Here is a 23,607-nt window from a genome sequence, read left to right as displayed (position 1 = left end):
TCGGCACCCCGGTGCGGACGGAGCAGGTCGTCCGTCCATATTGGCGCGGATGGGTACCGTCCGGTGGTCTGTCCCTACCAACTTTGAAATCCCGGTAAAGGATTGAAATGAATCGAATCGTCTATCTTTTGGTGCACCGGCATCACATGTCAGTTGAGCCCGAAGATGTAGCACCTGACTTTATGGAAGATGGTGAACCGCTCTTCTGGGATGACAGTGAGGACAGTTTCAAGGTGCTTGGCCTGTACTCAAGCAGGCAGCTGGCTGAAGAACGAATCGAGAGGGCGCGAGCCCTGCCTGGGTTCAGACGTTCCCCGAATGGTTTCTTCGTGCACGAGTACGTCCTGGATACCATTTGTTGGCCCGACGGGTTCCATGTCGGCAAGAGTTGAACGAGGATGGCTGACTGAACCACGATTCGCCGGGTGATGGTCCGTTCGGGGTTTGGGCATGGAAAAGGAGATCCCCTCTGACCAGGGAGAGCGGGAGTCCTATCAGGGACCTGTCGGCGGGGTGTCCTTCGGACCATGGGGTGCTGGTCACGAGAGATACGGAGCGACGGGCTTGAGCACGTCTCACGAGCGGATATGGGTCGGCATCGATGCCGGCACCCGGCCGGGCACCACGGTCCACCGCCCGCATCCGGGCGCAACGGCCATGACCGGGCCCGGCCCCGGGGGACCCTCGTTCCCCCGGGGTGGGCGGTGGTCGGGTGTAGCGCAGTTCCGTCGGGTGGGTTGAGCGGCGTAGCAGGGGGAGTGCCGTGGCCGAGGCAGGAGGCAGGAGGCTCAAGGCACTGCAGTACCGACACGGCATCCTCGGCGGATTCCTCGCCGGGACCGGCCTCACTCTCGACAGATCGGACTGACCTCGAAGCGCCGAATTCAGTAAGCGCTCAAATGAGTGACATCTGGACAGTGGGGGCGGATGCGCTCACGGTTTTCACGCGGGTGGGTCACTTCTGGAGGGCGGTGATCCACGACGACCAGCCCGCCACTCAGAAGACCACCGCCGAGGAACCGCGATCGCCGCAGTCCTCGCCCCGTACCTCGGCCCCGGCCTCACGATCACCGTCCCGGCCGCCCTCTCCGTCACCGTCACCGTCCTCTCCCGGCCCTTCGTGGTCCGGGCCCGGGAGACCCGGTTCGTTTCAAGGCTCTGACCAACATCTCCGGCGTGCGGCGGCGGCCGGGCCGCCGCCGCACGCCGTCGTTCAGACCGCCGCCCGCTCCACGGGGATCCACAGCTCCGCGTCCGCCTGCGTGGCATCCTGCGACAGCCGGGTCCGCAGGATCTCGGGTCCCGGCCGGCTCAGGTACGGATTGGACGGGAACCACTGTGTGAACACGTCCCGCCAGAGGTACTGGAGCGCCTGCGGAAACGGCCCGGAGCTCTCGAAGACGGCCCACGTCCCGGCCTGCACGGTGAGCGCGTCCATGTCCTCGGGCGCGGCGGCACGGGTCACCACCCCGTGGTAGTAGTCGAGTTCGGTTCCTTCCGCCCGGCTCGGGTCGAGGTTCTCGCTCACTCCCACGATCCCCCGCGGTTCCTGATCGGACAGGCTCCGCATGCGCTGCAGCGTCTCCTGCCCGATGCCCCGGATGAAGTCGGCGATGGCGGGATTCATCCCCTCGTGCACGAGGGGGACGCGTGCCTTCCTGCCGACCACGCGGAACTCGTCCTTCTCCACGATCCTGTAGCGCATACTGCTGCTCCCTTCGACGGTGAGGCGGAAGGACAGCCGCTGCTGGGACCGCAGACTCGCACCGGACCGCCTGGCCTCGCCGGGACCGACGCCGTGCATGACGCGGAACGCACGCGCGAACGCCTCCCCCGACGTGTAGCCGTACCGCATCGCGATCTCCAGCAGCGTCCGGTTCCCGGCCAGCACCTCGGCACCGGCGACCGTGAGCCGCCTGCGCCGGATGTACTCCGACAGCGGCATTCCCGCCAGCGCGGAGAACAGCCGGCGGAAGTGGTACTCCGACGTCGCCGTGATCCGTGCCAGGTCGGCCGCGTCGATCCGCTGATCGAGGTGGCGCTCGATGTGTTCCATGGCCTGGTTCAGCCGTTCCAGCACCCCGGTCTCCTTCCCCTTCGCTCACTCACGTTAGGAAGGAACCACCCTGCCGGACCCGACATCCTGTGCCCGATCCGGTCGGGTACGACAGACGGCCGAGCGACGTCCCCCGCCGGAGCGTCGACGCACGTCGGCGGCCTGCCGGCCGTGACCGGTCCGTGCGTGGTGCGGGGCGAGTGGACCGTGATGGGATGGCCCCGTGAGCCGCGCCGCCGAAGAGACCAACCGCCGCATGCTCCGGGCGCGGGACGCGATGGACCGCGACTACGCGCAGCCGATGGACGTCCCCGCCCTGGCGCGCATCGCCCATGTGTCACCGGCGCACTTCACCGGGTACCTCCGAGGATGCCCCGGACTTCAGGCCGGGGTGGGGGTACCGCCCGCTTGCGGGGGAGAAGCGGACCCCTGCGGAGCAGGGCAAGGAAAGACGAATCGCCGTCAGGGCGATTGGCCGTCTCCATCCGTGTCGGTGAGGGCGACCTCAAGCAGGTGGATGATCTCGGAGTTGAGGGACCGCCGGTCCGCACGAGCCTGTTCAACCAGCCGTGCGTGCAGGTCGGTGGGGAGTCGGAGGGAGATTCTTTTCTCATCGGCCATGCTAAAATGATGCCATGGCGATGCTGCGGATGGCCAAGGACGCCGGGCACTCCCGGTACACCTATCGGCTCCGCGTGCCGTCGACCGCCCGCACCCCACTCCTTGCCGAGTGGGACCGCTGCCGATGGGTGTGGAACGAATGCGTTGCCAAGTGCCGGCAGGTGCACGCCCACAGCAAGGCGCACCCCGACGACAAGCTGACCTGCGGTCCGGCACAGCTCGACAAGATGCTGACCGAGGCCCGCAGCAAGCAGCCGTGGCTGCGGAACGGCGCGAGCGTCCCGCAGCAGCAGACGATCCGGGACTACGCCAAGTCCCGCTCCAAGGCCTTGAAGGACATCGAGTGCCGTCTGCCGGTGAAGCAGCGTGCGGGCATGCCCCGGCACAAGCGCAAGCGTGACGCCGAGCCGACGCTGAACTACACCACCCGAGGGTTCCGCCTCAAGAACGGCCGTCTGCACCTGGCGGGCGGCATTGCCGTGACGGTGGTGTGGTCGCGCGAACTGCCGTCCGCTCCGTCGTCGGTGCGGGTGTACCGGGACAGCCTCGGCCGCTGGTACGCGTCGTTCGTCGTCGCCACTGAGGTGCAACCGCTTCCCGAAACCGGCGCCGTCCTCGGTGTCGACTGGGGCGTCAAGGAGACCGCCACCACCACATCGGACGCCCACGACCTCCCGCACGCCGAACACGGCAAGCGGGCCGCGCAGCGTCTCGCCCGCTATCAGCGGATGATGGCCCGCCGCCGCCCCGCCAGGGGGCAGGCCGCGTCCAAGGGCTACAGGAGGGCGCGGCGGCAGGCCGCGCAGGTCTCCAAGAAGGTCGCCCGGCAGCGGCAGGACACCGCCCGCAAGTGGGCCAAGCGCGTCGTGACCGACCACGACGCCATCGCCGTGGAGGACTTCCGCCCGAAGTTCCTCGCCCGCACCAGCATGGCCCGCAAGGCGGCCGACGCCGCCATCGGCGCCACCAAGCGGGCCCTGCTCGAAATGGGCCGCAAGCACGGGCGGGACGTCCGCCTCGTGCACCCCGCGCACACCACCATGGACTGCGCATCGTGCGGAGCGAGAACCAAGCACGCACTTCCTCTTTCGGAACGTACCTACACCTGCACCACATGCGGAACCGTGTCCCCCAGGGACAAGAACTCCGCCCGCGTGATGCTGGTCCGGGCTGGTCTCAACCCGGCTGGTGCCGAGGGCGTAAGACCTCCGGGAGCGCTGCTCCCGGAGGCGGCCTGAGCCAGGAATCCCCTCCCCTTCAGGGAGGGGAGGATGTCAAAGATGTACGTCCTCGACCAGGACGAGGCCCTCGACTTCTACGTCGGCAAGCTCGGTCTGGAGGTCACCGCCGACATCGACATGGGCTTCATGCGCTGACTGACCGTCAGCGTCCCCGGTCACCCCGAGTGGCAGATCCTCCTGGAGAAGCCGGGCGCTCCGGCGATGTCGGAGGAGACGGCGGAGCAGGTACGCGAGCTGGTGACCAAGGGGGCCATGGGCGGTTGGTTCATCCTCACCACGGACGACTGCCGCAGGACCTACGAGAGGCTGCTGGAGAAGGGCGTGTAGTTCACCGAGGAACCCACCGAGCGCCCGTACGGAATCGACTGCGGCCTGCGTGACCCCTTCGGCAACCGCATCCGCTTCACCCAGCCGAAGGTCTGAGACGGTGTGCACGGAGGACGCAGGGCGCGCCACGGCCGGAACCTGCTGAGGAAGTCGCCGGCCGCGGACCATCGGGCCGTGTTTCCATGCTGCGATGAAGGCGGCGATGCGGGTGTCTGAGGTCCCGCGCGCGGTGGCCGCGGCCATGTCGACCGCCTCCTCGCTCGGGCTGACCGTCGACGACGCGCTCGTTCTCCACGACTCGAACAAGCTCACCCTGCGGCTGCTGCCGTGTGACGTCCTGGCCCGGGTGGCACCCGTGGCGCCCGGGACGGTGTCGCCGAACACCACGGGGTCAGCGGGCTACCAGATCGCCTCGACCCACTCCGGGTGGTCGTCCTTCCGATGCCTACAGAATGTTGATCACTCGATCGGCTGCGGAGGCGATCCGGTGGACGATATGTTCCCTGAGGTCACAGGCTTCCCCGTCAGGCCGTTACCGGAGGCGACGACTACCCTGAGCGCGGAGAGGAGGACGGCTTGCTACTGAGATTTCGCGTCGCGAACGTGCGGTCCCTGCGTGACGAGCAGGAGCTGTCCTTCGTCGCGCCCGGTGACGGACAGGACGCATCGGTGAACCCGGTGGACCTCGCGGGTGGCGGATCCCTCTCCGTGCTCCCGCTGATCGGCATCTTCGGGGCCAACGCCTCCGGCAAGTCCAACGTGCTGACCGCGATGACCGACATGCGCAACGCGGTCCTCAACTCCTACGCGCACTGGGCCTCTTACGACGGCATACCGCGTCAGGTCTTCTCCCTGCACCCCAAGAGCGAGAGCGAACCCTCCTTCTTCGAGGTCGATGTCGTCATCGACGGGGTCCGCTGGACGTACGGCTTCGAGCTCGGCGCCACCCGTGTCGAGTCCGAATGGCTGCACAGCTACCCGCGCGGTCGCCGTCAGGAATGGCTCGACCGCGACGCCTCCCGGCCGGACGTCTTCAAGTGGCCCGGCGGACGGGTCAGGGACCGGGCCCAGCTCGTACGGCGTACGCGGCCGAACGCCCTGCTGCTCTCCACGGCCGGCACGGACAACCACCCGCAGCTCTCCCCGCTGTTCCACTGGTTCCGCCGCAACCTCTGGATGATCAGCCCGGAGGCCGAGCGGGACGAGCGCGCGCGGTACACCACGAAGGAACTGTCCGGTCCGAGGGCCACCAGGATCCAGGAGCTGTTGAGAGTGGCCGACCTCGGCATCACCGGAGCGACGGTCGTCCAGGACGGTCCGGGCCGGGACACGGTGAAGCTGACGCACCACTCGGCTGCCGGGGACGTGCCCTTCGACTGGCAGGAGGAGTCCTACGGCACCCGGTCCTGGTTCGCCCTCCTGGGCCCTCTCCTCCTCGCCCTCGACGAAGGCGCGGTCCTCCTCGTCGACGAACTCGACGCCAGCCTGCACTCCCGCTTCGCGGCCGAGGTCGTCCGGCTCTTCCACGACCCGTACGCGAACCCCAAGGGCGCCCAGCTGGTCTTCACATCGCACGACGCGACGGTGCTCACCACCCCGAGCGGCGAGCGGCTCCTCGACCCGGCGCAGGTGTGGCTGACGGAGAAGGACAAGGACGGGGCGACCGGGCTGTACCCGCTCACCGATGCGGAGCCGGGCGAGGACGAGGACCTCACGCAGTCCTATCTCGCGGGGGCCTTCGGCGGGGTTCCGGCTCTCCTGGAGGGGCAGATCGCGCGGCGGCTGCTGGTGGCGCGTGAGGCCGGCACGTACGACGGGACAGGCGAGCGAGCGGACGGGGCGGGCAGCGCAAGCGTCAGGTCTTCATCTTCACCGAGGGCAAGGTGACAGTCTCTGGCGTGGCGGCCTGAGAGAACGGTGTCCGGCCCGCCCAAAGGTTGCGGGCCGGATGGATCGTGGCGGTGAGCGGTCAGGCGGACAGGTGGCCGTCCTTGACTGCTGTGACGAACGGTGACCAGTTCTGTCGTGCGAAGAGCAAAATCGGGCCGTCGGGGTTCTCTGAGTCGCGGACAGGGACACCTGCAGGGTGGTCGTCCAGGACCTCCAGGCAGCTGCCGCCCTGGTCGTTGCTGTGAGAGGACTTCCGCCAGCCCTTCCGCACCCCTGCGTTCGGTATCGCTCGGTCAGCCATGATGTTCGTAGTCCTTTGCTGTTGCCCTGAGCAGATCCAGTGATTCCTTGAGCGGCAGAGCGTTGCCCAGTGCGAAATCGTAGCGATGCTGCAGCTCCTGAACCACTGATGGACTGTCGTGGATTTTCCCCATGTACAGGCCTTCGCCATAGGCCACGGGTGGCTGATCCTCGAACCACATCAGCGTGAGCATGTTGCTCATGAGGGGATGCATGCCCAACGTGAAAGGCAGAAGGTGCAGTTGGATCCGTTCGGCCTTGGCGAGTCTGATGAGGTGGTTGATCTGCTCCGCCATGACTTCCGGGCCGCCGATCCGGCGTCGTAGCACCGCCTCGTCCAGTAGCGCCCACACTACGGGTGTCACTGGGTCGGCAAGGATCTTTGCGCGTTCCAGGCGTGTGACAAGGCGTCTGTCACGTTCCTGTTCACTCGCCGGAGGGAACGGCATGCTCAGAACCGCACGCGCGTACCTTTCCGTCTGGAGGATGCCGGGGATGAACGACAGGGCGAACTCCCGGATCATCGTTGCCTGCTGTTCGAGCTGAAGGGCCGACTCGAAGTACCCCGCGACAGCGGTGTCGTCGTCCGGCAGGAAGCTGCTGAGTACATCGCCCGTGTTCAGCGCCCTGTCGAGGCGTCGCGCGTCCTCCTTGGACGGGGTGCGCCGGCCCGCCTCGATGTGCGAGATGTGCGAACGCGTCATGACGGCGGCCGTCGCCAGCTCCTGCTGCGTCAGCCCGGCCGCCTCGCGCTGCGCCTTCAACCACTCCCCATAGATGTTGCTCATCGTCAACTCCCATGTGACAGATGCGTTGTCACCTCCGCCCCTCTGGCGAGCCTAGCCCGGCCGGTCTCACTCTGTGAGTGGATCGCTACACAGCGATGTCCATGCATGTCGACCTGCCCTCGGGCACGGAAGACCCCCGCGACCGCTACCGACGGCCCGGGGGCATGGCCCTCAACCGCATCGGAGTTGAAGACGTGTTGCACCGTATCGCCCGCCTCGTCGAGCCGCTGCTCCGGCTCCTGTGGCCCGCCTCCGGGCGCCACCGGCACCGGAACCGGCACCGCGCCGGGGGAGCGGCGCGGCCCACCCCCGTGCCGGCCGCCCCCGTCGCACCCGGCCGCCGCCCTTCCCCGCACGAGGCCCTCCTCCACGGAGAGGACTCCCGGCTCGTCCGCCCCTACCTCCTCGCCCACGAACGACGCGTCCAGGCCAGGCAGCAGCGCGCCCGCCGCCGAACTCTCTGGCTCGCCGTGCACGGCATCGACGTAGGGCCACGGCACATCCACGGTGTCGACGTCGGCCCGCGCCGCATCCGGGGCAACGAGGTGGCCGCGTGATCTACAAGAGCCACGACGCCGCCACCACGGCCAGCCGGCCCCGCCTCCTCCCCTGGTCCAACCTCGACGGCAACCCCTGCTACCTCGTCACCGACGACACCGGCACCAGCCGTCTCTCGCGCCTCGCCGACGACGTCGAAGCCATCCAGCTCGGCATGGCCGACGACCTTCTCGGCCACGCCGTCGACCTCCTGGGCGACGACAAGGCCACCACACCCCAACTCCGTTACCTCGCCGCTTGCTTGGCCGAGGCACTCCACGACGTGCACCGCATCGCCCGCAGCAGGGGAGCACGCCTCCCCGTGCCCCACGGCGGCGAGGAAAGCTCCGCCCCCGCCCCGGAAGAGGACCCCGGCACCTGACCCACCCGCTCCGCCGCCGAACGTGCGGACGTACCGGCACAAAGCCCCGTACGTCCGCGCGCTCAGCCATGTCCTCCACCTGGATCCCTTCCCCTCACCCCGCCCCCTGGGCACTGAATGCATCTCCGGGGAACGGCGGGACGTACGGAGGGGCGCGGGCTGTGGTGGTGCACGTCGAACGGGACGAGGTGGAGCGGCCGTTGGTCGCGCAGTTGGAGGCCATGGGGTGGACGCACGTCCCGGGCGTGGAGCTGGACACGCTCGACGCGGCCGTGCTGCTGCTGGTCGACCAGCTCGGACCCGCGCTGCGGCGGATCAACCTCCGGGGCGGTGACGGTCAGCCCTGGATGGGCGAGGACGACATCCGGCGGGCGGTCGGCGAGCTGGCCTCCCTCTCCCTCGGCAAGGGCGTCGTGCAGGCGAACCTCGCCGCCACCGACATGCTGCTCCACGGCTGGACGCTGCCCTCGCCCTCCGCCGCGCACGGCGGCCCGTCCGCCACCGTCCAGTACGTCGAGTGGCATCCGGACCTCGTCACGCGCAACACCTTCACCGTCGTCGACCAGCTCCGCGTGCGCAGCCGTTCCGGGGAGCTGTCGATACTCGACCTCGTCCTCTTCGTGAACGGCATCCCGCTCGTCGCCGTCGAGTGCAAGAGCCCCGATCTCGCCGAGCCCGTCCGCAGTGCCGTGCTCGATCTGCGGCACTACGCGGGGAATCCCGTTCTGGACCTCGACGCCACCGGTACCCCGGTCCCCGCCGGTGTACCGGAACTGTTCCGGACCGTGCAGCTCCTCGTCGCCGCGACCGGCGAGACCGCCCACCTGGGGACCGTCACCTCCGAGCCCGAGCACTTCCACCCGTGGCGCAGCGTCGAGCCGGAGGAGGAGGGCACACCGCTCCCACACCAGCGTCCTGCACGCCGTCCTGCGCAAGGCGATCCCGAACGCCGCCAAGATCGGGTTCACGGGTACGCCGATCATCACCGGGCGCGAGGAGGACACGCGCCGGATCTTCGGGCGGGGCGACTCGCCGCGGGGCTTCCTCGACGAGTACCGGATGGAGGACGCCGAGCACGACGGCGTCGTCGTCCGTATCCGCTACGAGGGGCGGACCGGGGAGGGCGAGGTCCGTGACGGGGAGGTCCTCGACAAGGGGTTCGACGACCTCGTCCGGGACCGCACCCCCGAGGAGCGGGCCGCGCTGCTCAAGCGGTGGCCCACCGAGCGGGACGTCGCCGAGTCCGTTCCCATGATCGAGGCGAAGGCCGAGGACATGCTGGAACACTGGGTGACCACCGTGCTGCCCGGCGGCTTCAAGGCACAGGTCGCGGCCGTCAGCCGGAAGGCGGCCGTGCAGTACCACCACGCCCTGCGCAAGGCCCGTGACGAACTGCTGGACCAGTTGGCCGAGTTCGACCCGGAGTCGGTGACGGGGACCCCGCTGGAGAAGCTGTCCGTCAGACAGCGCTATCTCCACCAGGCCCACCAGTTCCGGGCGCTGCTGCGGCGGATCGACTTCGTTCCCGTCATCTCCCCGGGTTCCGGCCACAAGCGGGGAGAATGGAGGGAGTGGACCGACGCCGGTCGCCAGGAGGCGTACACCGAGCGCTTCCAGAAGGTTTTCCCCGAGCTGGCGCCCGATCCGGAGTGGGTTGCGGTGACCCCCTTCAATCCACCGCAGGCTCCGACCCCTCCCACCGATCCCGCCGGCGGCATGAACACTCCGTGGTCTGATGCCGCGAACAGCGGGCCGCCGCCGCTCCCCACCTCGGTGCCCGACCCCGTGCACCCCGACAGCCCCGTCGCGTTCCTGATCGTGAAGTCCATGCTGCTCACGGGATTCGACGCCCCGCGCGAACAGGTGCTCTACCTGGACCGGCCGATCCGGGACGCCGAGCTGCTCCAAGCCGTCGCGCGTGTCAACCGCACCTCGCCCGGCAAGGAGGTCGGTTACGTCGTCGACTACTACGGCGTCTTCGAGCACCTCTCCAGAGCACTCGCCGGGTACCGGAACGCCGACGTCACCGACACCATGCGAGATCTGTCCTACGAGGTGGACAAACTCGGCCCTGCCGCACAGGAGGTCCGCGACTTCCTGCGGCGCAACGGCATCGACGACGCGCAGCTCGACCAGCTCGCCAAGCTGGGGCCCGCGGCCCTCGCCCTGGAGCCCGACGACCTGCGGTTCGACTTCGACGAGGTGCTGCACAAGTTCCTCGCCACCCTCGAACGCGTCCTTCCGCACGAGGACGCCCTGGACTACGTGGCGGACGCCCGGCGCTGGAGCCTGCTCCAGAAGCGGGTGCGGCGGCTGTGCCGGGACGCCGAGGGTGGCACGTTCACCCTGCGCCGGTACGGACGCAAGGTCCGGGCGATGATCGCCGACCACCTTGAAGGGCCGGAGATCGACCAGGTCATCCCGCCGGTCTCGCTCACCGCCCTCACCTTCGACGACGCCGTGCGGCGGCTGCCGCCGCAGGAGGCGGCGGCGGAGATGGGCCACGCGCTCCGCTTCCACTTGGAGGAGCGGACGAAGCGGGAGGACCCCGCGAAGTACGAGCGGCTCTCCAAGCGCCTGGAAGAGATCCTGCGCACGATACCGGGGCGCTTCGAGGAGCAGATCGAGGAGTTCGGCCCGCTGATCGAGGAGGCCAGGCAGGAACAGGAGGAGTCCCCGGAGCTCGCCGGCCTCACGCCGCTCGAACAGCGGGCGTACCGGCTCGTGGAGCAGATCCTGGAGGACACACCCGGGATCAGCCTCGCCGACGGCGGCGACATCAGGCGGCTCACGGACAAGGTGTGCGCCATGGCCACCCGGACCATGGCCAGGGCGTCGTACCAGGGGCAGCACCAGGACATCAGCGCGCTGGCCGGAGACCTCCAGGACGTCCTGCTCAGTGGCCATGTCCGGCCCGTGAAGGGGGACTGGGTGTCGTTGGAGAACGCGGCCGAGCGCCTGGCGTCCTTCGCGCAGGACAACCTCCGGCAGTTCCGGAACAGGGCGAGGGGAGAATAGGCGCGTGACCGCGCCGGCCAATCCCTCGACGTACCCCGTCCCCGAAACACTCCTCACCGTGGAGGGGCTGTCTCTGCGGGTGCGTGCCAGCGCCCGAAGGAAACGGTTCGCGCTGACCGTCGAGACCGACGCGACCCTCACCCTGCACACGCCGGCCGGGCGCTCGACGGCCGAGGCGGAACAGTTCGTCCGCGCACACCGGGACTGGCTGGTGACCAAACGGCGGGAGCGGGAGCGCACACGCCCGCTCAGCCCCGTCAAACAGTTCGTCGACGGAGAGGTCTTCCGTTATCTGGGGAGGACGTACCGGCTGGCCGTGTCCGGTGAGGAGGGAGCGGCCGGAGGAGTCCGGCTGATCGCGGGGCGTCTCGTCATGGGCCCGGATCTGGCGGCGGAGCCCCAGGCGGGTCGGGCGGCGCTGGTCGACTGGTACTGCCGGGCCGGCCGGAACTGGACGGGACAGCGGCTTCAGCCCTGGGCGGCCCGCATGGGGGTGACCGAGCCGGAACTCGACGTGCGGGACCTGGGAGACCGGTGGGGTTCATACCGGCCGCCGCAGGCCGGGGCGGGTGCCAAGGGTCTGATGAGTCTCGGGTGGCCGCTCTTCCAGCTGCCCATGCATCTGATCGACTACGTCATCGCCCATGAACTGGCCCACGTGAAGGTGTCCGGGCACCGGGAGGACTTCTGGCGGCTGCTGCGGACCGCGCTGCCCGAGTACGAGGGGCGGCGCGCGGACCTCGACGAGCTGGGGCGGCGGCTCTGGATGGGTGACGTCCGGTAAGCCGGGCTGAACTCCCCCTTTCTGAGTAGAGGAGTTCAGCCACGGTGAGGCCTACCAGATCGCCTCGACCCACTCCGGGTGGTCGATGAACGGGTTGCGGTTGTGCTGGTAGGAGTCGTGGATGACCTGGTTGCGGCGCTGCTCGAAGGCGTCCGGCGGGTCCTGCTCGTTCCACGCCTTCAGGACGGAGAGCCTGCCCATGTACGGGTTGCTGCCGTTGTTGACGTTGTTGTTGGGCTCCAGGTCGGCCCAGCCGTCGCCGCCCTCGTAGCGGACCGCCATGTAGAGGATCATGCGGGCCACGTCGCCCTTGACGGCGTTGCGGGGTTCGAAGGAGTCGGAGTCGGTGAGGCTGCCGCCGCCGTTCGCTACGGCGCTGCCGCCGTTGTCGAAGTCCTTGTTGCCGCGGATGCTGTTGACCTGGACGTCCGTCGGGCGCAGGTGGTGGATGTCGGTGCCGGGGCCGGTGGAGGTGCCGAAGTCGCCGTGGGACTTGGCCCACACGTGCTCGCGGTTCCAGTTGCCGGTGTTCCCGCCGTTGAGGGACTTGCCGCGGGAGACCCCCGAGTACAGCAGGATCACGTTGTTGCTGTTGTTCGGGTCCTGGTCGGTGGCCTTCAGCGCGTCCCAGACCGCCGAGTAGGACAGCTTCGTCTGGCTGCTGATGATCGTGTGCAGCGAGGACTTGAGGGCTGTCCCCGTCTTGCCGATCGCGTTCTTGTAGTACGTCGAGTCGTAGTCCGAGTTCGCCGCTGTCGCTGTCGCTGTCGCCGTAGCCGTAACTGTGGCCGCCGCCGTCACCGGGGGCTCGGTCGTGGCCGTGGCGGGGGTCGCGGTCAGGGCGGGAGCGGCGAGGGCGGTGAGGGCGGCGGCGGTGGCGAACGCCACCGCCCTGCGGTGCCGGGTGCGCATGCGTATCGCGAGCATGTGGGGGTGTCCCGTCTACGCGAGTTGAATGAGGGTTTTCGCATCGTGACATGCGCATGAAGTTGTATGAATGTACATGCGGTGTCGATTACGTGACGTCCTTGCGGAGAGCGCCCCTCTGGAGTGACCCCGGCCTCCCCAAACGTTGCGGAGGGATGAAATCCGCTTCAGGGTGTGTTGGTGCCTTCCGGTAGATCAGGACGATCGGATCGGCACGACCGGAGGGCACCCGCGTGACACCGCAGCAGGGATGGGCACGGCGACTGGGCGCGTACGCGTGGCGTCATCCGGGGGACGTCGTGCTGGCCCTGGGCTCGTCCCTCGGCGGCATGGCCGTGATGGCGCTGGTCCCGCTGGTCACCAAGGTGATCATCGACGACGTGATCGGCGACCACACCCGCGCCATGGCCCCCTGGGCGGGCGCCCTGATCGGCGCCGCGGCCGTCGTCTACGCCCTCACCTTCGTCCGCCGCTACTACGGCGGCCGGCTCGCCCTGCACGTCCAGCACGACCTGCGGACCGAGATGTACCGGACGATCACCCGGCTCGACGGCCGCCGCCAGGACGAGCTGTCCACCGGGCAGGTCGTCGGGCGGGCCACCAGCGACCTCCAGCTGATCCAGGGCCTGCTCTTCATGCTGCCGATGACCATCGGCAACATCCTGCTGTTCGTGATCTCCCTCGTGATCATGGCGTCCCTGTCGCTGCCGCTCACGGCCGTCGCCCTCGCCGTCGCCCCCGCCCTGTGGTGGATCGCCAAGCGCAGCCGCACCCGGCTGCACCCGTCCACCTGGTACGCGCAGGCCCAGGCGGCCGCCGTCGCCGGAGTGGTCGACGGCTCCGTCAGCGGGGTGCGCGTGGTGAAGGGCTTCGGGCAGGAGGAGCAGGAGACGGGCAAGCTCCGCGAGGTCGGCCGGCGGCTGTTCGCCGGGCGGCTGCGGACCATCCGGCTGAACTCCCGGTACACCCCGGCCCTCCAGGCCGTCCCCGCCCTCGGCCAGGTGGCGATGCTCGCGCTCGGCGGCTGGCTCGCCGTACGCGGCAACATCACGCTGGGCACCTTCGTCGCCTTCTCCACCTACCTCGCCCAGCTCGTCGGCCCGGTCAGGATGCTCGCCGTCGTACTGACCGTCGGACAGCAGGCGCGGGCCGGCACCGAACGCGTCCTGGAACTGATCGACACCGAGCCGTCCCTCGCCGACGGCACCAAGGAGCTCCCCGCCGACGCCCCCGCGACCGTCGAGTTCGACGACGTCTCCTTCGGTTACGACCCGGAGCGCCCCGTCCTCGACGGTCTGTCCTTCGAGATCGGGCCCGGCGAGACCCTCGCCGTCGTCGGTGCCTCCGGCTCCGGCAAGTCCACCGTCTCGCTGCTCCTGCCGCGCTTCTACGACGTCGGCGGCGGCGCCGTCCTCGTCGGCGGGCACGACGTGCGCGAGCTGACCACCGAGTCGCTGCGGGCCGCGATCGGGCTGGTCCCGGAGGACTCCTTCCTCTTCTCCGACACCGTGCGCGCCAACATCGCCTACGGCCGCCCGGAGGCGACCGAGGAACAGATCGTGGCCGCCGCCCGGGCGGCCCAGGCCGACCGGTTCATCACCGAACTGCCCGACGGCTACGACACCACCGTCGGCGAGCACGGACTGACCCTCTCCGGTGGCCAGCGCCAGCGCGTCGCGCTCGCCCGCGCCCTCCTCACCGACCCGCGCCTGCTGGTGCTCGACGACGCCACCTCCGCCGTGGACGCCCGCGTCGAGCACGAGATCCACGAGGCGCTGGCCGAGGTCATGCGCGGTCGCACCACCCTGCTGATCGCGCACCGCCGCTCCACCCTCAACCTCGCCGACCGCATCGCCGTCCTCGACGGCGGCCGGCTCGCCGACATCGGCACCCACGACGAGCTCCAGCGGCGCTCCGCCCTCTACCGCCGGCTGCTCACCGACCCCGACGAACTGGGCGGCGTCTCCCCGGGCCACCACCCGGCCGCCGCCCTCCGCCAGGACGACACCGCCGACACCACGGTCCGCGCGGAGCTGGACGCCGAGTTCGACGCCGAGCGCGAAGTCACCCCCCGCCTGTGGACCGGCGACCGCGAGCCCAAGGACACCGCCCTGGCCGGCAGCCCGGCCACCCCCGAACTGCTCGCCCAGGTCGAGGCGCTGCCCCCGGCCGACGACGTCCCCGACATCGACGAGCGCCGGGCCGTGCAGCCGGAGGAATCCTACGGACTGCGCCGCCTCCTGCGCGGCTTCCGCACGCCCCTGCTCATCAGCCTCGCGCTCGTCGCCGTGGACGCCGGCGCGGGCCTGCTGCTGCCGGTGCTGATCCGGCACGGCATCGACGCCGGCGTCACCCAGGCCGCCCTCGGCGCCGTCTGGGCGTCCGCGCTGCTCGGCCTGCTCGCGGTGACCGTGCAGTGGGCGGCGCAGACCGGTGAGATCCGGATGACCGGACGCACCGGCGAACGCGTGCTGTACTCACTGCGGCTGAAGATCTTCGCCCAGCTCCAGCGGCTCGGCCTCGACTACTACGAGCGCGAGCTGACCGGCCGGATCATGACCCGGATGACCACCGACGTGGACGCGCTGTCGACGTTCCTGCAGACGGGCCTGGTCACCGCGTTCGTCTCGGTGGTCACCTTCTTCGGCATCATGGGCGTCCTGCTGGTGATCGACGTACAGCTCGCCCTGATCGTCTTCACCACGCTGCCCCCGCTGATCATCGCCACGTACTTCTTCCGCCGGGCCAGCGTGAAGGCGTACGAACTGGCCCGGGAGCGGATCTCGGCGGTCAACGCCGACCTCCAGGAGTCGGTGTCCGGGCTGCGCATCGTGCAGGCCTTCGGGCGCGAGCGGCTGGGCAACCGGCGGTTCGCCGAGCGCAGCGACGGCTACCGGGCCGCCCGTATCCGGGGCCAGTGGCTGATCTCGGTCTACTTCCCGTTCGTGCAGTTCCTGGCGTCGTCGGCCGCGGCGGCGGTCCTCGTCGTGGGCGGGATCAGGGTCGACAACGGGACACTGACGACGGGTGCGCTGGTCGCGTACCTGCTCTACATCGACCTGTTCTTCGCCCCCGTGCAGCAGCTCTCCCAAGTCTTCGACGGCTACCAGCAGGCGTCCGTCTCCCTGGGCCGCATCCAGGAACTGCTGCGGGAACCGGCGTCCACCCAGGACGCCGCGAAACCCCTCGGCGTGCCCTCCCTGCGCGGCCAGGTCGTCTTCGAGGACGTGGACTTCGCCTACGGGGACGAGGAGGAGGCCCTCAGCGGCATCGACCTGCGCATCCCCGCCGGGCAGACCGTCGCGTTCGTCGGCGAGACCGGTGCCGGGAAGTCCACCCTGGTCAAGCTGGTGGCCCGGTTCTACGATCCGACCGGGGGCAGGGTCACCGTCGACGGCACCGACCTCAGGGACCTCGACATCACCGCCTACCGGCACCGGCTCGGCGTGGTCCCGCAGGAGGCCTACCTCTTCCCGGGCACGATCCGCGACGCCATCGCCTACGGCCGCCCGGACGCCTCCGACGCCGAGGTCGAGGCGGCGGCCCGCGCGGTCGGCGCGCACGAGATGATCGCCACGCTGGAGGGCGGCTACCTGCACGAGGTCGCCGAGCGCGGCCGGAACCTCTCGGCCGGACAGCGTCAGCTGATCGCGCTGGCCCGCGCCGAACTCGTCGACCCCGACATCCTGCTGCTCGACGAGGCCACCGCCGCCCTCGACCTGGCCACCGAGGCCCAGGTCAACCAGGCGACGGACCGGCTGGCGGGACGGCGCACCACGCTGGTGGTCGCACACCGGCTGACCACCGCCGCCCGCGCCGACCGGGTCGTCGTCATGGACCGCGGCCGGGTCGCCGAGGACGGCACGCACGACGAACTGCTGGCTCGCGACGGACGGTACGCCGCACTGTGGCGGACCTTCGTCGGAGAGGCCGAACCGGAGGAACCGGTCGGCGCGGGGCGGTGAGCCCGAGGATGTGGGCCCTGGGCGTGAGCCCGGGGGTGTGGGTCCGGGGGTGTGGGCTTGGGTCGTGAGTTCGAGGGTGTGGGGTCCGGGGTGCGGGTCCGGGGGTGTGGGTCCGGGGGTGTGGGCTTGGGTCGTGAGTTCGAGGGTGTGGGGTCCGGGGTGCGGGTCCGGGGGTGTGGGCTTGGGTCGTGAGTTCGAGGGTGTGGGGCCCGGGGTGTGAGTCCGGGGGTGTGGGGCCCGGGGCGTGAGCCCGAGGGGGTGGGCCCGAGGGGGTGGGCCCGGGGTGTGACCAGCCGGGCCGGGGTGCGGGTGCAGGGCGCGCGTGAGGCCGGGGATGCGGGTGGGCAACCATCCGGCGTACGCCATGCGTCCGTACACCTGTACGCCCTCGGTCGCGGCAGGTGCGGTACGGGCTTCGACGCGGGCTTCGATGCGGTGCGATCCGGTACGGGGAGGAACGGCAGTGGGAAGCGGAGCGATACGCCGGTTACTCGCGCTCGGCCTGGCGGTGCTGACCGCGGCGGGGCTGCTGGTGGTCGCCGCGCCGGGCGACGCCCAGGCCGCGGCGCACTGCCCCGGACGCAAGATGCGCACCCTGCCGTTCTCCACCGGCTCGGTCGTCGTCTACAAGCGCGGCGGCTACCTCTGCGCCGTCACCCTCGCCAAGAAACCCGGCACCAAGCGGAAGATGTCGGTGAGCATCAGGGCGCGCGGCGGCCGTCCGGTGGTCGACGAGGGCCGCTACAAGCGGCACGCCGGCCCGGTCACCGTGCACGCCGGGCGCCGCTGCGTCTGGGTGAAGGGCAGGGTGGCCGGCGGGTCGGTCAGCTCCGGCTGGATCCTGTGCTGAACGCGCGCCCGGACCCGAGAACGCGCACCCGGACCCGAGCTGGAATTTCCGTCCCGGGTAAGGCCTTTGCCCCTCTCTGCACCGAGGGCTATCCCCATGTCCCCTGGTGCTGGGGCGAGTTGGTCGGCTAGTTTCCCGGCCACATCTGTCTCACAGGGGAGTGTGCATGCGCAAGGCGCTCAGATGGCTGCTGACGCTCACGATGCTGATCGGCACGGTGAGTGCGGCGAGCGCGGCCACCGCCGCCACCGCCGCCGAGACCGACGTCACCGCCGGCACCGACATCAAGGAGAGGCTGCTCTCCGTCCCGGGCATGAGCCTGGTCGAGGAGAAGCCCTACACCGGATACCGCTTCTTCGTCCTGAACTACACCCAGCCGGTCGATCACCGCAGGCCCGCCAAGGGCACCTTCCAGCAGCGGATCACCGTGCTGCACAAGGACGTCGCGCGGCCGACCGTCTTCTTCACCGGCGGCTACAACGTCTCGACGACGCCGCGGCGCAGCGAGCCGACCCAGATCGTGGACGGCAACCAGGTCTCCATGGAGTACCGCTTCTTCACCCCGTCCCGCCCCGACCCGGCCGACTGGTCCACGCTGGACATCTGGCAGGCCGCCAGCGACCAGCACCGCATCCACAAGGCACTGAAGGGGATCTACTCCGAGAAGTGGATCTCCACCGGCGGTTCCAAGGGTGGCATGACCGCCACGTACTACGAGCGCTTCTACCCGCGTGACATGGACGGCGTCGTCGCCTACGTCGCCCCCAACGACGTGGTGAACCACGAGGACTCGGCCTACGACCGCTTCTTCAGGAAGGTCGGCACCAAGGAGTGCCGCGACCGGCTCAACGGCGTGCAGCGCGAGGCGCTGGTCCGCCGGGCACCGCTGAAGCAGAGGTACGAGGCGTACGCCGCCGAGAACGGCTACACCTTCGACACCGTCGGCAGCGCGGACCGGGCGTACGAGGCCGTCGTCCTCGACTACGTGTGGGGCTTCTGGCAGTACGGCACGGTGCAGGACTGCGAGCAGATCCCGGCCGACGCCAGGAACGCCACCGACGACGAGATCTGGACCTCGGTCGACACCATCTCCGGCTTCTCGTTCTACACGGACCAGGGCCTCAGCCCGTACACGCCGTACTACTACCAGGCCGGTACGCAGCTCGGCGCGCCGACGATCCGCTTCCCGCACATCGAGAAGAAGTACGTCCGCCACGGCTACCAGCCGCCGCGCAACTTCGTGCCCCGCTCGATCCCGATGACGTTCGAACCCCGGGCCATGCGCGACATCGACACCTGGGTGCGCGGCAACGCCCGGCAGATGCTGTTCGTCTACGGCGAGAACGACCCGTGGGGTGCCGAGCCCTTCCGGCTCGGCAAGGGCGCGCGCGACTCGTACGTGCTGACCGCCCCGGGCATGAACCACGGTGCCAACGTGGCCGGTCTGGTCGATGAGGAGAAGGCGCTCGCCACGGCCCGCATCCTCGACTGGGCGGGCGTCGCCCCGAACGCGGTCAAGGAGAACCCGGCCGAGGCGAAGCCGCTGGCGAAGTTCGACCGCACGCTGGACGTGCGGGACATCCGGCGGGAGCCGGCGCTGCACCGGTAGGAACACCGGGCCGCGACGGCGGCGGGGATCACACCGGACGGGCGCAGCCCACCGGTGAATCGCCACCGAGCCGGACATAGAGGGTCGTGGACGCCGGGCACCGGGACCTGGCGTCCACGGCCTCGGTCACCTTGTACTCCGGCCGCTGCTCCCCCTCGCCGTCACAGGCCGTCTCGCGGACCTGACCGTCGTCCAGCCCGCGCACGCAGTCGCCGACGATGGTGCGCGGCCCGCCCCCGCCGCCGGGATCGCCCGGGTGCGGGGGCTGGAGGTTGCGCATACAGGCGTAGCCGCGCGGCACCGCCCCGTCGCCGTCCTCGTCGGACGCGGGGAGCTGCTCGCTGATGTGCAGGACGAAGTCCGTGGTGGCGGGGCAGCGCGGCCCGTCCCGGACGGTCCCGTCGTGGCGGGCGACCACCCGGGCCGCCGCCCGTTCGCCGGCGCACGGCACCTCGGTGAAACTGGTCCGGCCGAACGAACTGCACTCGTCGATCCCGAGGAACACCGCCCCGTAGCCCGAGGTCCGGAGCGGTGCCGGTGCCGGTGACACCGTCGCCGTCCGCTGTCCGGCCGGACGGCCGTTCTCGTCGGCGCCGCCGGGCGCGCTCTGGCAGCCGGCCGACAGGGCCGCGGCCAGCACGGCGAGCGCGCACACCGCCCCCAGGGAACTTCTCACGTGCGTCACCCTCCCCCGAACGCCCCCGTCCAGCGTGACCCGCCACAGCGGGTCACGCTGGACATACGGCACACTTTGCGCATGTTGGTGGGGGTGCGTCGGTTGTGTGACGTACGGGTGCTACGTCCGACGGGCTACCCGGGCGCGTGAAACCGGGTCGCGGGAAACCAGGGCGCGGGAAACCCCGGATGCCGTGGTCAGTAGCTCAGCCCGTGCCCGACCGGGTACAGCACCGCCGCCGGGTCGTCCGCCCGCTGCACCGGCACCGGCAGCGTCCCGCGCGGCTCCACCCGGCCCGCGATCACCCGGGCCGCCGCCCGCAGTTCGACGTCGGTCCAGGAGTACGTCGCCAGGAAGGCCCGCACGGCGGGCAGGTGGGCCACGTCGTACGGGTTGCGGATCGCCACCGCGACCACCGGCCTGCCGGTCGCCAGGAGCCGCTCGACCAGGGTCCGCTGGCTGGAGGACGCCGTCACGTTGTACGTCCCGACGACCACGGCGTCCGCCTCCCGCGCGGCCGTCACGGCTCGGTCGATCACCGCCGCCGACGGCGTCGTACCGGTGGGCAGGGCGGTGGCGGTGAAGCCCAGTTCGTTCAGCGCGCCCGCCAGCACGCCGGTCGGAGGTCCCGTCGTGCCGGACGGAGAGGCCGGGTCGGCGCCCACGACCAGCAGCTTCGGCTGTCGGCGCCGCGACAGGGGCAGCACGCGGTCCTCGTTGACCAGCAGGGTGGTGGTCCGGTCGGCGATCCGGTCGGCCGCCGCCCGGTGCGCGCGCGTGCCGACCCTGCGGTCCACGCCGTCCGGGGCGGCGTACGGGTCCTTGAACAGGCCCAGTTTCGCCTTCAGGCGCAGGACGCGCAGGATCGATTCGTCGAGCCGTTCCTCGGTCAGCTCGCCGTCCTGGACGGCCTTCAGGACGGCGTTCCACGCCACGTCCAGGGAGGGCGGGTTGAGCAACTGGTCCACGCCCGCCTTCAGGGCCAGCACCGGCACCCGGTCGTCGCCGTACTTCGTCCGCACGCCCTCCATACCGAGGGAGTCGGTGACCACGACCCCGTCGTAGCCCAGCTCCTCGCGGAGGATGCCGGTGAGGATCGGACGGGAGAGGGTGGCCGGGTCGTCGGAGTCGTCGAGCGCCGGGACCATCAGATGGGCCGTCATGATCGAGTCGATGCCCGCGGCGATCGCCGCCCGGAACGGCGGCGCGTCCAGCTCCTCCCACTGCTCCCGGCTGTGGGTGATCACCGGGAAACCGGTGTGGCTGTCGACGGCGGTGTCGCCGTGCCCGGGGAAGTGCTTGGCGGTCGCCGCGACCCCCGACTGCTGGAACCCGGCGACCTCGGCGGCCACCAGCCGAGCCACCGCCTCCGGCTCGGACCCGAAGGACCGTACGCCGATGACCGGGTTGGCCGGGTTGACGTTCACGTCGGCCACCGGGGCGTAGTCCTGACGGATGCCCAGGGCGCGCAGCTCGCGCCCCGCGATCCTGCCGAGGTCGCGCGCGTCGAAGCGGGAACTCCCCGCCCCGACGGCCATCGCGCCCGGGAACAGGGTCGCCGGCGCGCCGACGCGGGCGACGATGCCGTGCTCCTGGTCGGTGGAGATGAGCACCGGCAGCCCGCGCGGCAGGCCGAGGGACGCCTTCTGGATGCCGTTGGAGAGAGCCGCGATCTGGTGCGGCTCACGGGTGTTGTGCGCCCAGGTGAAGTAGATGATGCCGCCGACCCGGTACTTCTCCAGCAGTTCGGCGGCCGTGCGCACGCCGATCTCCTCGAGGTTGGCGTCGATGTCCGCCTGGTCGGGCTCGGTGGCGGAGTGGCCGTAGACCCGCATCACGAACAGCTGGCCGACCTTCTCCTCCAGGGTCATCCGGGAGACGAGGGCGCGGAGTTTCCGGTCGTCCGGGGAGGCGGGGGCCGAGGTGGCGCCGGAGGCGCCGGCCGCGTACGCGGGGGCACCGGCGGGGGCACCGGCGGCGAGGACGGTGGTGAGGACGGTGGTGACCGCCGTCGTCGCGGCGAGGACCGCACGTCTGGACGGACGCGCGGCGCTCCCGGTGCTTCCCGCGTTCACCGGGTCCACCGTGTGCTCCGCCGTCTCCGGGGTCTCCGGGGTCTCCGGGGTCTCCGTGTTTCCTGTGCTTCCCGTGCTGCTGTCGGGCACGTGCGCTCCTTTGGGAGGTGATCCACGGGGGATCCGCTGAAGGAAACTTCCAAGGGGTCACCAATATCCGGGAAGTTTCTGCCAGTCAAGGGAGTGCGCGAGAGGTGAGGCCGGCGGGGACGCGGGCGGGGCCGCCACCGGCGCTTCGGGAGGGGGCGCGCCGATGGCGGCGGTGCTGCCGGCCGCGGCGCGGCGGAGAGGGTGGGTCGGCGATCGCAGCCAGTGGCGAGTGGCCGACACCGCACCGCGGAGACTCCTCCGGCAGTCCGGGCATTGGACGGGAGGACTCGGCCCGGGGTTCCCCGGTGCGGGCGGAAATCCCGGATCGGTGCGGACGCCCGGACCCGGGACGCCCGGACCCGGGACGCCCGGGGCCACTGGGGTGGCTGGGGTGGCTGGGATGTCCGGGGTGCTTGGGAAGGCCGGGGTGCCTGGGGCTACCGGGCGGACCGGGCCGACCGGGACGGTTCGGCCGACTGGGACGGCCCGGGTGGCTGGGACGGCCCGGGTGACTGCGGTGCGTGGGACCGGTGTGCCGAGACGGCGGGCCAGTGGGCGCGCAGGGTGCGCACGGTCTCCGCGATCGCCGGACGGCGCGCCGCACCGGCCCGCCACAGCGCGTACAGATGCCGTACGGGCATCGGGTCGAGCGGGACCTCCACCACCCCGTCGGGCAGCTGACCCCGGCCGAGCCGCGGGATCAGGGCGATGCCGAGCCCGGCCGCGACCAGGGCGACCAGGGTCGGGTTCTCGTCCGCCTGGTGCACGATGTCCGGCTCGTGCCCCGCGGTCCGCAGGGTGCGCACCAGCCACTCGTGGCAGACCCGCCCCGGTGGCTGGCAGATCCACCGCTCGCCGCCCAGCTCCTCGCGCCGTACCGCCGTGCCGCGCTCCGCGAAGGGATGCCCGAGCGGCACCAGCAGATCGCACAGGTCGTCCCCGATGACCGCCTGCTCCACACCCCCCGGGGCGGGCAGCGGCGCGATGTCCCAGTCGTGCGCGACGACGAGATCGACCGCGCCCTTGGCGACCAGGTCCACGGACAGGTGCGGGTCGATCTCGGTCAGCCGGGTGTCGAGCGCGGGATGGCGCAGGGCCAGGTCGGCCAGTACGGGCGGCATCAGCCCGCGGGCCGCCGACGCGAAGGCGGCGATGGTCAGCCGACCGGACGGCACCCCGCGCCGCTCCTCCAGCTCGGTCTCGGCCCGCTCCACGATCGCCAGCAACTCCTGCGCGGTGGAGACGAGATGGTACGCCGCGTCGGTCAGGCGCACGCCCCGGCCCTCCCGCTCCAGCAGCACGGTCCTGGTCTCCCGCTCCAGCTTGGCGATCTGCTGGGAGACGGCGGAGGAGGTGTAGCCGAGCGCCGCGGCGGCGGCCCCGACGGTGCCGTGCACGGACACGGCGTGCAGGGCGCGCAGACGCTGGAGGTCGAGCATGGGACGGCTCCCCGATCGGTAAGCGGTGCTTC

18 protein-coding genes and 4 pseudogenes are annotated in these 23,607 nt (G+C 70.5%); 14 read left to right on the top strand and 8 right to left on the bottom strand.

Features of this window, described 5'->3' with window-relative positions; genetic code table 11:
* Positions 1–107 precede the first annotated feature (107 nt).
* The gene (locus tag V4Y04_RS13000) at positions 108–392 is read left to right on the top strand and encodes a hypothetical protein (protein WP_332427865.1); all 285 of its coding nucleotides are present in this window, start codon (positions 108–110) and stop codon (positions 390–392) included.
* An 821-nt stretch (positions 393–1,213) separates the two neighbouring features.
* Here V4Y04_RS13000 and V4Y04_RS12995 read toward each other — a convergent pair.
* Positions 1,214–2,080 (bottom strand): AraC family transcriptional regulator, encoded by an 867-nt coding sequence (locus V4Y04_RS12995; protein WP_332427864.1) that lies wholly within the window; start codon positions 2,078–2,080, stop codon positions 1,214–1,216.
* Positions 2,081–2,279: 199 nt separating this feature from the next.
* Here V4Y04_RS12995 and V4Y04_RS12990 point away from each other — a divergent pair.
* Positions 2,280–2,435 (top strand): annotated as a pseudogene (locus V4Y04_RS12990) (helix-turn-helix domain-containing protein); the annotation flags it as partial.
* Positions 2,436–2,518: 83 nt separating this feature from the next.
* On the opposite strand, the gene V4Y04_RS12985 reads toward V4Y04_RS12990, so the two are convergent.
* On the bottom strand, positions 2,519–2,677 hold the full coding sequence (locus V4Y04_RS12985) for an Arc family DNA-binding protein (RefSeq protein WP_332427863.1): 159 nt from the start codon (positions 2,675–2,677) through the stop codon (positions 2,519–2,521).
* Positions 2,678–2,691: 14 nt separating this feature from the next.
* Between V4Y04_RS12985 and V4Y04_RS12980 the strand changes: the two genes are divergently transcribed.
* From V4Y04_RS12980 to V4Y04_RS12965, 4 genes and pseudogenes are all read left to right on the top strand, one after another.
* Positions 2,692–3,915, top strand: a complete 1,224-nt coding sequence (locus V4Y04_RS12980; protein ID WP_332427861.1) for an RNA-guided endonuclease InsQ/TnpB family protein — start codon at positions 2,692–2,694, stop codon at positions 3,913–3,915.
* 33 nt (positions 3,916–3,948) lie between these two features.
* Positions 3,949–4,341, top strand: a pseudogene (locus V4Y04_RS12975) (VOC family protein).
* A 106-nt stretch (positions 4,342–4,447) separates the two neighbouring features.
* A pseudogene (locus V4Y04_RS12970) lies at positions 4,448–4,603 on the top strand (aminoglycoside phosphotransferase family protein); the annotation flags it as partial.
* Between the two features lie 218 nt (positions 4,604–4,821).
* Positions 4,822–6,132: an AAA family ATPase gene (locus V4Y04_RS12965; protein ID WP_332427859.1), complete on the top strand. Its 1,311-nt coding sequence runs from the start codon at positions 4,822–4,824 to the stop codon at positions 6,130–6,132.
* 82 nt (positions 6,133–6,214) lie between these two features.
* Here V4Y04_RS12965 and V4Y04_RS12960 read toward each other — a convergent pair whose 3' ends face one another.
* A complete protein-coding gene (locus tag V4Y04_RS12960; RefSeq protein WP_332427858.1) occupies positions 6,215–6,436 on the bottom strand; it encodes a DUF397 domain-containing protein in 222 nt (73 codons plus the stop codon).
* Positions 6,429–7,223, bottom strand: coding sequence for a helix-turn-helix domain-containing protein (locus tag V4Y04_RS12955; protein ID WP_332427856.1), 795 nt, complete (start codon positions 7,221–7,223; stop codon positions 6,429–6,431). The genes V4Y04_RS12960 and V4Y04_RS12955 overlap by 8 nt, the downstream gene beginning before the upstream one ends.
* 77 nt (positions 7,224–7,300) lie before the next feature.
* Here V4Y04_RS12955 and V4Y04_RS12950 point away from each other — a divergent pair, with 77 nt between their 5' ends.
* The 5 genes and pseudogenes from V4Y04_RS12950 (at position 7,301) to V4Y04_RS12930 (ending at position 11,944) form a co-directional block, all read left to right on the top strand.
* Complete coding sequence (locus V4Y04_RS12950) at positions 7,301–7,780, top strand: hypothetical protein (RefSeq protein ID WP_332427855.1); 480 nt, start codon at positions 7,301–7,303, stop codon at positions 7,778–7,780.
* Positions 7,777–8,142: a hypothetical protein gene (locus V4Y04_RS12945; protein WP_332427854.1), complete on the top strand. Its 366-nt coding sequence runs from the start codon at positions 7,777–7,779 to the stop codon at positions 8,140–8,142. Before V4Y04_RS12950 ends, V4Y04_RS12945 begins: the two co-directional genes overlap by 4 nt.
* Before the next feature lie 68 nt (positions 8,143–8,210).
* Positions 8,211–8,933 (top strand): annotated as a pseudogene (locus V4Y04_RS12940) (type I restriction endonuclease); the annotation flags it as partial.
* Complete coding sequence (locus tag V4Y04_RS12935; RefSeq protein WP_332427852.1) at positions 8,827–11,160, top strand: type I restriction enzyme subunit R domain-containing protein; 2,334 nt, start codon at positions 8,827–8,829, stop codon at positions 11,158–11,160. The pseudogene V4Y04_RS12940 and the gene V4Y04_RS12935, both read left to right, overlap by 107 nt.
* A 4-nt stretch (positions 11,161–11,164) precedes the next feature.
* Complete coding sequence (locus V4Y04_RS12930; RefSeq protein WP_332427851.1) at positions 11,165–11,944, top strand: M48 family metallopeptidase; 780 nt, start codon at positions 11,165–11,167, stop codon at positions 11,942–11,944.
* Positions 11,945–11,995: 51 nt separating this feature from the next.
* On the opposite strand, the gene V4Y04_RS12925 is transcribed toward V4Y04_RS12930, so the two are convergent.
* The gene (locus V4Y04_RS12925) at positions 11,996–12,871 is read right to left on the bottom strand and encodes an endonuclease I family protein (RefSeq protein ID WP_332427849.1); all 876 of its coding nucleotides are present in this window, start codon (positions 12,869–12,871) and stop codon (positions 11,996–11,998) included.
* A 233-nt stretch (positions 12,872–13,104) separates the two neighbouring features.
* Here V4Y04_RS12925 and V4Y04_RS12920 point away from each other — a divergent pair, with 233 nt between their 5' ends.
* The 3 genes from V4Y04_RS12920 to V4Y04_RS12910 all read left to right on the top strand — a co-directional run bounded on the left by V4Y04_RS12920 (position 13,105) and on the right by V4Y04_RS12910 (position 19,295).
* Positions 13,105–16,836, top strand: coding sequence for an ABC transporter ATP-binding protein (locus V4Y04_RS12920; RefSeq protein WP_332427848.1), 3,732 nt, complete (start codon positions 13,105–13,107; stop codon positions 16,834–16,836).
* A gap of 463 nt (positions 16,837–17,299) precedes the next feature.
* Positions 17,300–17,686, top strand: a complete 387-nt coding sequence (locus V4Y04_RS12915) for a hypothetical protein (protein WP_332427847.1) — start codon at positions 17,300–17,302, stop codon at positions 17,684–17,686.
* 166 nt (positions 17,687–17,852) lie between these two features.
* Positions 17,853–19,295, top strand: coding sequence for a S28 family serine protease (locus V4Y04_RS12910; RefSeq protein ID WP_332427845.1), 1,443 nt, complete (start codon positions 17,853–17,855; stop codon positions 19,293–19,295).
* Positions 19,296–19,323: 28 nt separating this feature from the next.
* On the opposite strand, the gene V4Y04_RS12905 is transcribed toward V4Y04_RS12910, so the two are convergent.
* The 3 genes from V4Y04_RS12905 to V4Y04_RS12895 all read right to left on the bottom strand — a co-directional run bounded on the left by V4Y04_RS12905 (position 19,324) and on the right by V4Y04_RS12895 (position 23,575).
* Positions 19,324–19,971 (bottom strand): hypothetical protein, encoded by a 648-nt coding sequence (locus V4Y04_RS12905; RefSeq protein WP_332427843.1) that lies wholly within the window; start codon positions 19,969–19,971, stop codon positions 19,324–19,326.
* A 197-nt stretch (positions 19,972–20,168) separates the two neighbouring features.
* Entirely contained in the window at positions 20,169–22,136 is a 1,968-nt protein-coding gene (locus tag V4Y04_RS12900; RefSeq protein ID WP_443080006.1) for a glycoside hydrolase family 3 protein, read from the bottom strand.
* A 437-nt stretch (positions 22,137–22,573) separates the two neighbouring features.
* Positions 22,574–23,575: a LysR family transcriptional regulator gene (locus V4Y04_RS12895; RefSeq protein WP_332427842.1), complete on the bottom strand. Its 1,002-nt coding sequence runs from the start codon at positions 23,573–23,575 to the stop codon at positions 22,574–22,576.
* Positions 23,576–23,607: the final 32 nt, after the last annotated feature.

The organism is Streptomyces sp. P9-A2, from assembly GCF_036634175.1.
GTDB classification, from domain to species: Bacteria; Actinomycetota; Actinomycetes; order Streptomycetales; family Streptomycetaceae; genus Streptomyces; species Streptomyces pratens.
Note: the sequence above shows the minus strand (reverse complement) of the source record. Positions and strands in the feature narration are given on the sequence as shown.